At 45.3% G+C, this 13,657-nt stretch carries 12 protein-coding genes; 10 read left to right on the forward strand and 2 right to left on the reverse strand.

Going from position 1 to position 13,657, the window contains the following annotated elements:
- Window positions 1–245 precede the first annotated feature (245 nt).
- The 8 genes from MKZ13_RS12555 to MKZ13_RS12590 all read left to right on the forward strand — a co-directional run bounded on the left by MKZ13_RS12555 (window position 246) and on the right by MKZ13_RS12590 (window position 9,939).
- A complete protein-coding gene (locus MKZ13_RS12555) occupies window positions 246–2,795 on the forward strand; it encodes a glycoside hydrolase family 2 protein (RefSeq protein WP_221825042.1) in 2,550 nt (849 codons plus the stop codon).
- A 161-nt stretch (window positions 2,796–2,956) separates the two neighbouring features.
- Window positions 2,957–3,508, forward strand: a complete 552-nt coding sequence (locus MKZ13_RS12560) for a hypothetical protein (RefSeq protein ID WP_221825040.1) — start codon at window positions 2,957–2,959, stop codon at window positions 3,506–3,508.
- Between the two features lie 77 nt (window positions 3,509–3,585).
- Window positions 3,586–4,290, forward strand: coding sequence for a response regulator transcription factor (locus MKZ13_RS12565; RefSeq protein WP_074094715.1), 705 nt, complete (start codon window positions 3,586–3,588; stop codon window positions 4,288–4,290).
- Window positions 4,287–5,327 carry a HAMP domain-containing histidine kinase gene (locus MKZ13_RS12570; protein ID WP_076216184.1) on the forward strand — a complete coding sequence of 347 codons (1,041 nt, stop codon included), beginning with the start codon at window positions 4,287–4,289 and terminating at the stop codon, window positions 5,325–5,327. Before MKZ13_RS12565 ends, MKZ13_RS12570 begins: the two co-directional genes overlap by 4 nt.
- A 34-nt stretch (window positions 5,328–5,361) precedes the next feature.
- On the forward strand, window positions 5,362–6,087 hold the full coding sequence (locus MKZ13_RS12575) for a cytochrome c biogenesis protein CcdA (protein ID WP_339185385.1): 726 nt from the start codon (window positions 5,362–5,364) through the stop codon (window positions 6,085–6,087).
- Between the two features lie 18 nt (window positions 6,088–6,105).
- On the forward strand, window positions 6,106–6,687 hold the full coding sequence (locus MKZ13_RS12580; RefSeq protein ID WP_339184373.1) for a redoxin family protein: 582 nt from the start codon (window positions 6,106–6,108) through the stop codon (window positions 6,685–6,687).
- A 16-nt stretch (window positions 6,688–6,703) separates the two neighbouring features.
- Window positions 6,704–7,792 (forward strand): peptide-methionine (R)-S-oxide reductase MsrB, encoded by a 1,089-nt coding sequence (gene msrB / locus MKZ13_RS12585; RefSeq protein WP_339184375.1) that lies wholly within the window; start codon window positions 6,704–6,706, stop codon window positions 7,790–7,792.
- A gap of 236 nt (window positions 7,793–8,028) precedes the next feature.
- Window positions 8,029–9,939, forward strand: a complete 1,911-nt coding sequence (locus MKZ13_RS12590) for an AraC family transcriptional regulator (protein ID WP_339184377.1) — start codon at window positions 8,029–8,031, stop codon at window positions 9,937–9,939.
- A gap of 130 nt (window positions 9,940–10,069) precedes the next feature.
- Here the strand turns inward: MKZ13_RS12590 and MKZ13_RS12595 are convergent, their stop codons facing one another.
- The gene (locus tag MKZ13_RS12595; RefSeq protein WP_339184379.1) at window positions 10,070–10,741 is read right to left on the reverse strand and encodes a hypothetical protein; all 672 of its coding nucleotides are present in this window, start codon (window positions 10,739–10,741) and stop codon (window positions 10,070–10,072) included.
- A 43-nt stretch (window positions 10,742–10,784) separates the two neighbouring features.
- Entirely contained in the window at window positions 10,785–11,306 is a 522-nt protein-coding gene (locus tag MKZ13_RS12600) for a hypothetical protein (protein WP_221825022.1), read from the reverse strand.
- Window positions 11,307–11,534: 228 nt separating this feature from the next.
- Between MKZ13_RS12600 and MKZ13_RS12605 the strand changes: the two genes are divergently transcribed.
- Together MKZ13_RS12605 and MKZ13_RS12610 are read left to right on the forward strand one after the other, a co-directional pair.
- Entirely contained in the window at window positions 11,535–12,212 is a 678-nt protein-coding gene (locus tag MKZ13_RS12605) for an SOS response-associated peptidase (RefSeq protein ID WP_036608866.1), read from the forward strand.
- A gap of 187 nt (window positions 12,213–12,399) precedes the next feature.
- On the forward strand, window positions 12,400–13,530 hold the full coding sequence (locus tag MKZ13_RS12610; RefSeq protein ID WP_221825020.1) for an NADH-dependent flavin oxidoreductase: 1,131 nt from the start codon (window positions 12,400–12,402) through the stop codon (window positions 13,528–13,530).
- Window positions 13,531–13,657 lie beyond the last annotated feature (127 nt).

Genomic DNA, 13,657 nt, shown 5'->3' on the forward strand with positions numbered 1-13,657 from the left:
GGATATGAACTTACGGGCTTATTTTAACAATGATCATATGGGTAAATGAAATCAGGTGAAAGACATGGAGAGGTTGGAGCTTCATGTCTTTTTGTTATGCAGAAACCATTTAACAAATTAAATTACAAAACAGATTGACTATAAGAAGTAAATCGTGTTAATTTTGTTTTGTAAGTTATTCGTTTTTATAATAACAAAACCTAACAAAATAATGTTTACCAACTCTAACAACAATGGAGGCTGTCATGAGCACAATACAATCACATGTTTTTCAGAATTGGACGTTTAAGGCTTGCGAAGATCAAGAGTGGATGCCGGCTCAGGTGCCCGGCTGTGTGCATACAGATTTGCTGAAGCTGGGCAAGATTCCAGATCCTTTTTATGGAACGAACGAAAAGGAAGTACAATGGATTGATAAGATAGATTGGGAATATCAGACGGAATTTGACGTTGCCGAAGGGTTGTTCTCGCAGGAACATCTGGAACTGGTGTTTGATGGTCTGGATACATATGCGGATGTGTATGTGAATGATGTGCATGTGTTATCAGCAGATAATATGTTCCGAGTATGGAAGGCGGATGTGAAGGCGGTATTGAAGGGAAACGGGAACATTCTCCGAATACGTTTTCGGTCTCCAATTCAGGAAGATCTGCCGAAGCTGGAGAAGCTCGGATATGCATTACCTGCATCCAATGATCAGTCCGATGTTGGCGGACTTGGCGACAAGAGAGTAAGTATTTTTGCACGTAAAGCCCCGTATCACTATGGTTGGGACTGGGGTCCGCGATTTGTAACCAGTGGGATCTGGCGTGAAGCACGTCTTGAAGGTTGGACACAGGTACGAATCAATGATGTATATATCCAGCAAAATGAAGTAAGCGCTACCTCAGCTTCATTAACTGCTGTTGTGGAAGTCGAGACATCACAAGCGGTAGATACGATTATTCGTATCGGCGCAGATGGACAGAGATGGGAAAGATCCGTATCGCTACAACCTGGAACTCAGACTGTGGAGATTCCAATCTCCATGGATGAACCGAAACTGTGGTGGAGCCGTGGGCTTGGTGATCCGCATATGTACACTTTCCTTACCGAAGTGCTTCAAGGTGAGCGAGCTGTGGCTGAATCTACAGTGAAGACTGGGCTTCGTTCCATTCGGCTGGTACGTGACAAAGATGAAGCGGGAGCATCCTTTTATTTTGAATTAAACGGGGTTGCGGTCTTTGCCAAAGGGGCCAATCACATTCCGAATGATAGCTTCATCACTGAAATTACTCATGAACGTTATCGTCATGAGATCGTATCCGCAGCCGAATCCAATATGAATATGTTGCGTGTGTGGGGTGGCGGAATCTATGAGCAGGATGTGTTCTACGAACTGTGTGATGAATACGGAATCCTGGTATGGCAAGACTTCATGTTTGCATGCAGCATGTATCCAGGAGATGAAGCGTTCCTGAACAGTGTGAGACATGAAGCCATTGATAATGTGAAACGTCTGCGCAATCATCCAAGTATTGCACTCTGGTGTGGGAACAACGAGATTGATTCGGCATGGGCTCACTATGTTGAGAATGGTGGCTGGGGTTGGAAAAAGGAATTTACTGCCGAGCAGCGTGAAAGCATCTGGGCCGATTACGAAGCCATCTTCCATGATCTGCTGCCAGAAGTGGTTGAAGCGTATGCTCCAGGTGTGGATTACTGGCCTTCTTCACCACTTGTATCCCTGACAGGGGATGAGACGCAGCATGCGCACCCGTCCACAGCCGAAGGGGATATCCACTACTGGGGTGTGTGGCACAATGTAGAACCATTCGAGAACTATAACGTGCATGTGGGTCGTTTCATGAGTGAATACGGATTCCAGTCTTTCCCGGAGTACAAGTCAGTACGCACTTACGCGGAAGAAGAGGATCTTGCTCTGGAATCGGAAGTCATGCTTGCACATCAGAAGAATGGCGCTGGTAATCGTCTGATCAAACAGTACATGGATATGTACATGCATGAATCGAAGGACTTCCCATCGTTCCTGTATATGAGCCAGGTGCTTCAGGCCGAAGCGATGAAGACAGCGATCGAGGCACACCGTCGCCGCAAACCATTCTGCATGGGCACACTTTACTGGCAAATGAATGATTGCTGGCCGGTGGCTTCATGGGCAGGTATGGACTACCTTGGTCGCTGGAAAGCATTGCAATATTATGCGAAACGCAGCTTCAGCGATGTGTTGGTATCGGTAGATGGAACAAAAGAAGATACAACAGATATATATATCATTTCGGATCAATTACAACCTGTAATAGGGCAGTTACAGATTCGTTTGCTCGGGTTCGATGGAACGGTGCATCGTAATGAAACACATGACGTGACCTTGGCATCTAATACAGGAGATCAAGTGCTGTCATTACGTAACGCGGAGTGGCTTGAAGGTCATGATACAGCTAACACGCTGCTGCGCCTGGATCTGAAACAGGAAGGTGCGGCGAATATTGTACAGGAACACTATTTTGTACCGTCCAAAGACCTTGCTCTGCAGCCTGCAAACATCAATGTAAGCGGGGGAGCGGATGAGAACGGCGTTCATCTGGTACTGGAAAGTGATGTGCTTGCTAAACAGGTATGGCTATCTTCGGATGTGGAGGGTGTCTTCTCAGATAACTTCTTCGACTTGATTCCTGGCATTCCGGTGAAGGTGCACTTTACGTCCAGAGAGGGAATGCAGTCTAATGATGTGATATCAAATCCGGGACCGATCGAGGTTCGATCCATGATTGATTTTATTCGTTTGACCTAGAAGACACGGTTGGAGTCTCTCGTAAGAGAGATTTCAACCGTTTTTTTATCCTGACCCCATTTATATATCGTAATGGTTTCGTAATACTTCGCTTAGAGAATCGTAAGCTGTCTTGCTTATTGTAATCCATGTAAGAAATAAACGAATGGAGAGTGATAAGAATGATGAAAACAAATAAGAGCAAAAAAGTGATGGTAGCAGCGGTATTGATGATGTCTATGGCCTTTTCTGGATTGGCAAGTGCTGCAGATATGAAAACGATTAAAAAGGATGGCATGGAGCTTGTTCAATTGAGACAGGCGGCGAAAATGTATGATTACAGCATTATGTGGGACAGCAAGGATAGATCTGTAACTTTGATGTATATGGGCCAAATGGATGACATGAAGATGAAAGACGACAACATGATGGAAGATGACATGAAGATGAAAGACGACAACATGATGGAAGATGACATGAAGATGAAAGACGACAACATGATGGAAGACGACATGAAGATGAAAGATGACAACATGATGGAAGACGACATGAAGATGGAAGAAACGATGATGCCTGCGGGGAAAACGATAAAATTGTGGATTGGATCGAAAAAAATCATGGTAGACGGTATGCAAGTTAACTTGAAATCGATGCCTGTCATCCATGAAGGGAATTCGTATGCGGCTGAGTCTGTAATTAAACAGTACATGATGCCAGCCATGGGAATGAAGTAATTTAAGGGCTAAGCATCGCCATCACCATATGATATGATTGGCTCAAATGTATTTTCTGGAATATGGGGTGGGTTCGTTTGAATGAATGTGTACTTGTTGCTGATGATGATACCAATATTACGGACGTTTGTCGCAGGTATCTGGAACGGGAAGGTTATCTTGTCGTGACGGCCAAGGACGGTTTGGAGGCTATTGAGCTGTGGCACAGCCAAACACCAAGCTTGATTGTACTCGACCTGATGATGCCACATAAGAATGGCTGGGAAGTTTGCAACGAGATTCGGCAAACTGAGGATGTGCCCATTGTAATGCTGACGGCCCGTGGTGAGGAACAGGACCGTCTGATGGGACTGACGATGGGGGCGGATGATTATCTGACCAAACCATTTAGTCCGAGAGAACTTGTTTTGCGTGTGAAGGCAATCCTGCGGAGAATGCGAACCGCGCAGGCATCACCTGTAACAACATCTGAATATACGATCAATTATGAAGGGCTTACCATTGATTTTACCAAGCGTGAAGTGCACATCAGCGGGCAGGCCATTGAATTGACCGTTACAGAGTTTGAGATGTTGTATTTGCTGGCAAGTCACCCGGGTCAGGTGTTCTCCCGTAATCAGATGTTAAGCAAGATTTGGGATTTTAGCTATGAGGGAGATACAACAACGGTGACTGTACATGTTCGGAGACTACGAGAGAAGATCGAACAGAATCCTTCTGATCCAAAATATATTAAAACAGTTTGGGGTATAGGCTACAAGTTTGCGGGTGGCAGTTCATGAAACTTCGCACATACTTGGTGTTGTCCAGTCTCACAGGCATTGGCGTATTATTAATTTGTTTGTTCATCAGTTATTCCAAAATGCTGCTTACGATCGAACAATTGTATTGGTTATCGGCTATAACGGCAGGGGTAGGCTTACTTTCGTTTATTCTTCAATATTTGCTGACTAAGCCATTAGAGAAATCAATTGCGCGAATTACACAGCAGACGATACGAATTGCCGAAGGGGATTTCCATACGGAAGTCCCTCTCATCGGTACGCAGGAATTTAGGCTCCTGGCACAGCAATTTAATGAAATGAGTTCCAAGCTGAAGGAAAGCTTTGATCATCTGCATCACTCAGAAACCGCGAGACGAGAGTTGATCGCCAATGTTTCCCATGATTTACGGACTCCCTTGGCATCCATTCAGTCCTTCGTTGAAGCGTTGGAGGATGATGTCATTAAGGATAAAGAAACCTTTCAACGTTACCTGAACACAATACGACTTGAAACGATGCGTTTGGGAGGGCTTATTCAAGACTTGTTCGAATTATCCAGCCTGGAAGCGCAAGGGGAGGTATTTGAGCCTCAACCTTGTCACGTCGATGAGTTGCTGCTCAGTACGTTGGAGAGTTTTTCGTTTCACCTCGCCGAGAAAACGCTGAACGTTGAAATCGATTTGCCCGATAAATTACCAGCCGCGGTCATGATGCCTGCACAAATGAAGCGGGTCCTTTCCAATTTGCTGCAAAATGCCATTCAATACTCTCCTATTGAAGGAAAAATCATTTTGGCTGCCGAAGAGAAGGGGCAGTTTATACGAATTTCAGTTACGGATGAAGGGGAAGGCATTGAAGCGGAGGAAACTTCGCGTATATTTGAACGTTTTTATCGAATTGACAAATCACGCAGCAAGAGCAATGGGGGGGCCGGGCTTGGCCTTGCCATCGCTCAATCAATTGTTGAACTCCATGGTGGCGAGATCGGGGTTCAGAGTACAAAAGGAGAAGGAAGCTGCTTCTGGTTCACACTTCCGATCTACGTCAGTCGTTAACCTAGGTTAATCAAGCGCAGTATTTATTCAGGTGGTGAATGACTTGACCAGTGATTTAGTATTCCTTTTCGGCGTTTTTGGTGCAGGATTGTTATCGTTTTTTGCGCCATGTATTCTGCCACTGATCCCGGTATACGTATCTTATCTGTCGGGAAGTATGGTCAACGCTACGAATCAGCAACAGCCTGACACCAATTCGGTTCGGTTGCGGTCTACACTTGTTTTGCGGACATTTTTATTTGTTCTTGGGCTGTCCCTGGTATTTGTTTTACTCGGTTTTGGTTCGGGCATCGTTGGTAATTTGATCACAAGTCCTGTGTTTATTGCCATCTGCGGAGCCATCGTGGTGCTTTTTGGGATTTATCAAACCGGGTTGATCCGGCTATCCTGGCTGGAACGGGAGAGAAAGCTGTCAAACAATCAAGCCAAACGGGGAGGGTATGTCGGAGCGTTCCTGTTGGGTCTGACGTTTAGTTTTGGCTGGACGCCTTGTATCGGGCCTGTGCTGGCGGCCATTCTTGGTATCGCCGCAGGAGAAGGCTCTCCACTGTATGGCGGGTTTCTCATGTTCCTGTATACCCTTGGGTTAGCGATTCCCTTTCTGATTCTGTCCGTTTTTTCGGAATATGTTATGAAGCGGATACGTCGTTTATACAGGTACATGGGTGTCATCAAAATAACTTCCGGCTGTATTCTTATTATCATGGGACTATTGTTAATGACAGACCGACTAAACAGCTTGGTGACCTGGTTTCAATAATCATTGGAGGAATTTGGTATGAAGATGGCACGGAAATGGATGGTATCTGTAATCGTATACGCTGGAGTCCTGTTGATCTTGAGCGGATGTGGATCACAGCAAACTGAATCAAAACAAACGGGGTCATCATCAACCCCAGCATTAACATCCGATATGAGTTCGTCAACCATGATGAACAATGGCGAGACGGCTCCTGAATTTTCATTGCGTGATCTGAAAGGAAACACGGTTGGACTCTCTGATGTTCAAGGCAAGAAAGTGTATGTGAAATACTGGGCTTCCTGGTGTTCCATCTGCCTTGCGGGTTTGGAAGACCTGAACAATCTAGCGGGTCAAGACAATGATTTTCAAGTCATTACGATTGTGACGCCAGACTACAAAGGGGAGAAATCCTCCCAAGCGTTTACCGAATGGTTTGACCAACAGCCGTATGATAACATAACTGTTCTTTTGGATGAGAAAGGTGTATGGGCCAAGAAATTTGGTGTAAGAGCGTATCCTAGTTCCTTTTATATTGGCTCTGATGGTATTTTAACGAAATCGCAGCCAGGGCATGCATCCAATGAACAGATCATGGAATCATTACAAGAGATTTTGTGAGAAGGGAGGAAGTGTCATGAAAAGGACGCTGCTCGGCTTGTGCCTCCTTGTTATAGCGATAGTTGTGTCTGCTTGTGGAAACAGGGCTGAGAGTCATTCATCTTCATCTTCGATATCCACTCAACCTGTCAAGGCATCGAGTGTCTCCGAGGAAAACCTGAGTAACCTGTACTTGGCAGGAGGCTGTTTCTGGGGTGTGGAGGCATATATCGCTCGTATTCCGGGGGTTCAGGATGTGACTTCCGGTTATGCCAACGGTGAAGGAGAGAATCCAACCTATGAGGAGGTTATTCGCGGGGACCGGGGGTTTGCGGAGACGGTTCATGTAAAATATGATCCGCAGCAAGTATCTTTGCAGAAATTGCTTGAATCTTATTTTCGAGTTATTGATCCTACCAGCTTGAATAAGCAGGGCAATGATCGTGGCGTTCAGTATCGGACTGGCATATATTATACGTTGCCTGAAGATGCCAAAATCATTGAGCAGGCTGTAGCGGTAGAACAAGAAAAATATGACCAACCCATTGTAACGGAAGTGATGCCTCTGCAGAATTATTATTTGGCGGAGGAGTACCATCAGGATTATTTGGAAAAAAATCCGAACGGATATTGTCACATTGATATGACTGTCCTGGATGACCTGGAGATTGGAATTGATCCGGCTCAATATCCACGTCCAACAGATGAACAATTAAAGGAACAATTAACAGACGAACAGTATGCGGTTACGGTAAACAATGATACGGAGCATGCGTTCAGTAACGAATACTGGGATAATGAGGAGCCCGGTCTGTATGTGGATATTGCAACGGGAGAGCCGTTATTCACCAGCCTGGATAAGTACGATTCCGGTTGCGGGTGGCCAAGTTTTACAAAACCGATTGTACCTGAGGTTGTTACCTATACAACGGATACGAGCTTTGGGATGGAGCGCACGGAGGTACGAAGCCGGGCAGGTGACATCCACCTCGGTCATGTGTTCGATGATGGTCCCGAAGATCGCGGCGGCAAACGTTACTGCATTAACAGTTCATCGATCCGGTTTATTCCGTTAGACAAGATGGAGGAAGAACGATACGGGTATTTATTGTCTTTTGTCGAGTAGAGAAGGGCAGCTGACTTTATCAAAAGATAATAAGGCCATAATTTTAGAACGGTTGAGATCTCTCTATGAGGGATTTCGACCGTTTTTTGTTCTGCGGCATCTAACAAAAACGGAGCTAGGCTTCTAAGATGGTTCCATCATTGTTATAATTGATAATCATTATCAATTATAGGTGGGTTTTTAGTCACAATGCCAAGGTATTGTGTGTGTTTGATCGCTCAGGAGAGGGAGTTTATATGGGAATTCAGAATGACATCAAGCTGTGGGATCAGGTACAGGTTCGCGTGCTTGATGTGCGTCTTATATCACTCGCAACACACGAGTTCATACGCAATTATGTGTTACCAACCAGTGCATTTGTGTATGTTCAAGGCAGGGGTCAGGTCTGGCTGGATGAAGAGGTATGGACTACAAGCCAGTTCTTGCTGCTGCATGGTGGAAAAGGAAGACGTCTGACACTTGAAGCGACAGGGGTTATGGAGGTACATCTGATTTTGTACAAATCAACCTTGCCCTCCAACGTGCTTGTGGAGTACCGAATGATGTTGAACCAGCGTAATCCGTTTGAAGAGTCCTGGGCGACAGTGCCGGATCATACACTTGAGCTACGTGAGCTTGTGCGGAATATACATGAATATTGGTCAGGGCAGGAGCGAGTGAGCAAAATTCAAGTCAAAGTGTATTTTTTTCAACTGGTACAGCTAGTTTTGTTACAGCGGAGTCGCATGTTTAACGAAGTTCAACAGCCTTCGCTTACCGATCAGGTTTTGCGATATATCAAAGCTCATTACCGGGAATCCATCTCACTTGATTCGCTTGCCCAGTCCTTGAGTTACAGTCCGCAATATGTATCACGCAAATTCAAGGAACAGACGGGATGTACACCGACAGAATATGTGATTCGGTTACGAATGGGTGAGGCAAGGAGTCTGCTTGCGTCCACAGAAGCTTCATTACAGGAGATTGCTGCGTATGTGGGTTATATGGACCCGTTTTATTTCAATCGCATATTCAAAAAAGAGACCGGTATCACACCGGGGCAATATCGGTTGAAGCAGCAGGAAAACTCGAAATCAGTTTCAAAAAGTACATTAAATGCAACAAATGAATCCATTGTAACAGGTGGGGATGAACGTTATCCTTTAATTGATGATGATAATCATTATCAATATAAGGGAGATGAGGAAATCAACATGTTTAACCATTTTAAATCAGCGATCATGTCGCTTGCGCTTGTACTCACATTAAGTGCTTGTGGAACAGCCCAGCAGGGGGCAGAAACATCCGAAGCTGCAGCTGAACCCGAACAACCGGCAGTCGTGGAGACCCAAATGGTAAATACGACCTTTGGTGAGGTAGAGATTCCTGCACATCCGGAGCGAGTTGCTGCCATAGATTATCTGGGAACGGTGCTTGCTCTTGGTGTCAAACCGATTGGTGGAGGCCAATTTCTGATGAACAGCCCTTATCTGGAAGGTCACTTGGATGGTCTTGAGACCATAGGGGATTCCGTTGAACAATTGATGGAGTTGGAACCTGATCTCATTATTACATTGAATCCGGACAAGGCGGCTTATGAGAAATATAGCAAGATTGCTCCAACCGTTTCGATCGCATCCATCACATTCCCGACACTGAAGGATGAAGTGAACTATTTCGGTAAAGTCCTTGGCAAAGAAGCGGAAGCAGAGAAGTGGCTGTCTGATTTTGATGAGGAGGTTGCCAAAATCAAACAGGAGGTGCAGAGCGTTGTTCCAGCTGATGCTACATTCTCCGTTATGCAGGAATATGATCGTCAAGTGTTCATTTTTGGCAATCAGTCGGGCCGAGGAGGACGTAACATCTATGAATTGCTTGGATTGCAAGCACCAAAGAACATTCCATCCGAGTTGATGCAGGGCGCTTATCATGAATTCTCCATAGAACTGCTCTCCAAATACGCTGGAGATTACATTGTGTTGACCAGCAACTCTCAACTGAAAGACCTTCAGGCAGATCCGATCTGGGGTTTATTGCCTGCAATCAAAAATGGAAAAGTGTACATATGGACGGAAGAGCAATCCTGGTTCCGTGATCCGATCGCCTTGTTGAAACAGACACAGGATCTGGCTGAATGGATTATTGGACTTAATACACCGTCTAAGTAAGGAACTTCAGAAAAACCGTGCCGCCCAGTTTGCTGAGCAGCACGGTTTTCATATTCTTATGTAGGACTGAACAGTAGAGGGGATTAACTGCCTGTAGGTAGATGAAATAACAGTGTGATTACCTAAGAGTTTATTCGCTCTTTTGTTCGTTCTGAATTTCTTGCAGATCCTCCAGCTGGAGTGTAAGGTCATTCTCGGGGTTTGCACTCACAATGACTTCTGACTGTGATTGTTGCTGACCTGGCTGGTTCGACTTGGCGGCAGATTTGATCACGTAGAGACTTTGAACGGAGTTGAGCAGGCTGGCTGGGGTGTCTTCATACGTTTCCAGGAAGAGTACATAGTCTTTGGTAGGAATCAGCTTGAGGTTGTCATCATTAATAATCTCGGTGTTGCCTAGTTGTCCGCCAAGTTGCTTCACTTCAAGTTTTTCCCCGGCAGTGTAACTGCCCTTATAGGATTCAGCGACCTGAATCGTATGGATCGTATAGATTTTGTCAAAGGAAGATGGCTCTCCGCCCGGATCGGACGCGGGATTTAACTCGTTCTCATTGGCAGCATCAGTAACTTGTACAATATCGTTTAAAGCTTCCACACGAGTCTCAACAACACTACCTTTCACAATGGTATTTGCTCTCTCGGACAGGTCGCCAATGCTGGCATAACTCGGGTAATCTTCAGAAGCAATAATGGTCATGGGTGCATCGGATGGGGACGCGGTAGGTGTAACAGAAGAACATCCAACAGCAGATAAAATGAAAATGGAAGAAAGAAGCAGCGTTAATACTCGATTTTTGTTCATGGATAGGAATCCTCCTTGGATTTTGGGATAAGTTCGTAGCAGATTAGTACTTGGATCTTACGTTATTGATATCAAAAGTTTGGGGTTGGGTCATGGAATTGCGGTTGCGGGAGTAAGACATAATGGAAGGACTGCTTGTTGTTGGGTTGTCACCGAGCCATATGGAGTGCCCGAGTTCGTGGACAAATACGCTTTGAATGAAGTTGGATAAGTTGGTTGCGTCAGGGGTGATCGTGGCTGCATTGAGTTCGATGCGGAAGCTTACGACTTGACTGCCGGATACAGAGGCGTAGTTGACACCATATGCTGTATTATTGAAGTTTCCTGCGGTGATGGTGTTTGGGGAGTTACTTGTTTTGGTGAATTTAACTTTGGCACCTGCATTGTTCCAGTTGGTAAGGGAAGCGTCCATGGGAGTCTGCCATGCGGAGGCGTAATTATACGTACGAATGGGGATGGTGGTGCTTGGATAACCGTAGGTCAGAAAGGTTGCCGCATAGATGGTACTGCCAAACATCGCAATCGCTGAGAGCAACATGATGCTCATCAAAAACTTCCTTTTCATACTTAAAACCTCCAATAAATGTATTTTATTCTCTATTATAGTAACAAGTAATATTGGAGTTGAAATGAGTCCGAGGTCGTTGTTTTTGTTGTGAAAAACATGAAATATATCTTGATCAGACCCTAATGGTGTCAAAATAAGTCATTTTCTGTTCGATATGCATGCATAATTTCCCTAAAATTACAAACAATACGTTCAACTTCTCATAGGGAAAGGTAGTGCTTGAACATGTGCAACCGATTTTCATTGGCAGCCGATTTGGACGATGTCAGAGATCATTTCAAGATTCAGCGAGTGATGTATTATTACAAAAACCGATACAATATCAGCCCAACCCAGCATACGCCGATTATTTTGCATCAGGATGGTGAGCGTGTACTGGATGAGTTCCGGTGGGGGTTCATTCCATTCTGGGGTCGTGATGCCGTTAACGCGAATCTTATGACGGTACATGAGAATCCTTCCTATTACAAACTGGTAGAGACCAAGCGCTGCGTCATTCCCTGCAATGGATTATATTACTGGCGGCAAGAGGGCAAAAAAAGTTATGCAGTTCGTGTTGTCATGCCAGATCGCGGTCTGTTCGGCATTGCCGGGTTATACGAGGTGTGGAGAGATACACGGAAAGAGCCGCTTCGTACCTGCACGATGCTTATGACCGGCGCAAACATGGTTACACGCGAATTTGGCAGTAAAATGCCAGCGATTCTCTCCGAAGAAGAGATCAACACCTGGCTTGACCCGGCTAATACACGGGTGACTCAGTTGTTACCGCTATTAAAATCGTATAACAGTACAGAGATGAATCTGTATCCAGTCACCCCAATGGTTGCCAATGATGAACACGATTGTTACGAATGCGTGGAAGAGATGGATCAGAAGCTGGCTTACGTTCGGAGTTTCTGAATATCCTTTGCATGATGTGAAGAAAATGAAGAGGGCTGAGAGTCTGGAGACACTCTGCTCTTTTTTTCCTTTCAGAAAATGAAAAGTTGCAATTGCGGTGAAACGTAACTATAATCATTACAGTAAGTGAACGCACATATTCATATATCTATTAAAAGAGATATTTATAATCAGGAGGGAACCACGAATGAATCCAAAGTTTAACCAGATGTTTGAACAAGTTTCACTGCCGACTGGTATTACACTGAAAAACCGTATCGTGCTCGCTCCCATGACTCATATGTCCTCGAATGCTGATGGTACGATATCTGACGCTGAACTTGCTTATTATGCACGTCGCACCGGTGGTGCTGGCATGTCAATTACGGCTGTAGGGCATGTAACAGAGCATGGCATTGGTTTCCCGGCTCAGTTTGGCGTTTATGATGATCGCTTCATTCCTGGTCTGAAGAAACTAGCTGACACCATGAAACAACAGGGCTCCGTAGCCGTATTGCAAATTTTCCATGCGGGCCGTCTTACGCCTGAACAAGCTGTACCTGCGGGTCAAGTAGTTGCTCCTAGTGCGGTTGCAAGTGAGCGTCCGGGATCTCCTGAACCAAGAGAGTTGACGGATGCCGAGATTACTTCGATTATCAAAGACTTTGGTGAAGCGACACGTCGTGCCATTGAAGCCGGATTTGATGGTGTTGAGATTCACGGTGCTAATGGTTATCTGATCCAGCAATTCTTCTCCCCGCATTCCAACCGGCGTGAAGATCGTTGGGGCGGAAGTGTAGAGAAACGTCTGACATTCCCACTTGCTGTAGTGGATGAGATTCAGAAAGTGGTTGCCGAACATACCAAACTGCCATTCATCATTGGTTACCGTTTCTCTCCGGAAGAACCGGAAACACCGGGACTCACAATGGAAGATACGTATGCACTGGTGGATGCGCTGAAAGATAAAAACTTGGATTACCTGCACGTTTCCCTGAACGAATTCTGGTCCAAACCAAGACGTGGCGAAGCAGATACGCGTTCGAGAATGGAATTCATTCTGGATCGTGTGAACGGTAAACTGCCTGTTATTGGCGTAGGTTCAATTCATACGGCTGATCAGGCCGCTGAGGCGCTTCAAACGGGAGTACCTCTGCTTGCCATTGGACGTGAGCTGATTATTGAACCGGATTGGGTTGAGAAAATCGAGAGTGGACGGGAAGAAGATATTGAGACGATTCTGACCAAATCCGATCAGGAACGTCTGGTTATCCCTGACGGGTTGTGGAATGCAATCATCCACACACCAGGCTGGTTCCCTATGGCAGAAGATAAATAAGATACACTTCAGAACTGGAATGGAGGGGGCGAAAGCTCCCTCTTTTTGCACATGGTCCAAATTCTCCTTGTCATCGCTCTGTGGTATGATGGATGAACAGGATTAACTGGATAATCAACGGTTTGGA

Source organism: Paenibacillus sp. FSL R5-0701 (assembly GCF_037973995.1).
Classification (GTDB): domain Bacteria; phylum Bacillota; class Bacilli; order Paenibacillales; family Paenibacillaceae; genus Paenibacillus.

What these genes read in the sequence shown, in the direction of transcription:
- MKZ13_RS12610 (WP_221825020.1), top strand. Translation starts at nt 12,400, where the DNA reads ATGAATCCAAAGTTTAACCAGATGTTTGAACAAGTTTCACTGCCGACT.
- MKZ13_RS12605 (WP_036608866.1), top strand. Translation starts at nt 11,535, where the DNA reads ATGTGCAACCGATTTTCATTGGCAGCCGATTTGGACGATGTCAGAGAT.
- MKZ13_RS12555 (WP_221825042.1), top strand. Translation starts at nt 246, where the DNA reads ATGAGCACAATACAATCACATGTTTTTCAGAATTGGACGTTTAAGGCT.
- msrB (WP_339184375.1), top strand. Translation starts at nt 6,704, where the DNA reads ATGAAAAGGACGCTGCTCGGCTTGTGCCTCCTTGTTATAGCGATAGTT.
- MKZ13_RS12595 (WP_339184379.1), bottom strand. Translation starts at nt 10,741, where the DNA reads ATGAACAAAAATCGAGTATTAACGCTGCTTCTTTCTTCCATTTTCATT.
- MKZ13_RS12570 (WP_076216184.1), top strand. Translation starts at nt 4,287, where the DNA reads ATGAAACTTCGCACATACTTGGTGTTGTCCAGTCTCACAGGCATTGGC.
- MKZ13_RS12560 (WP_221825040.1), top strand. Translation starts at nt 2,957, where the DNA reads ATGATGAAAACAAATAAGAGCAAAAAAGTGATGGTAGCAGCGGTATTG.
- MKZ13_RS12600 (WP_221825022.1), bottom strand. Translation starts at nt 11,306, where the DNA reads ATGAAAAGGAAGTTTTTGATGAGCATCATGTTGCTCTCAGCGATTGCG.
- MKZ13_RS12590 (WP_339184377.1), top strand. Translation starts at nt 8,029, where the DNA reads ATGGGAATTCAGAATGACATCAAGCTGTGGGATCAGGTACAGGTTCGC.
- MKZ13_RS12580 (WP_339184373.1), top strand. Translation starts at nt 6,106, where the DNA reads ATGAAGATGGCACGGAAATGGATGGTATCTGTAATCGTATACGCTGGA.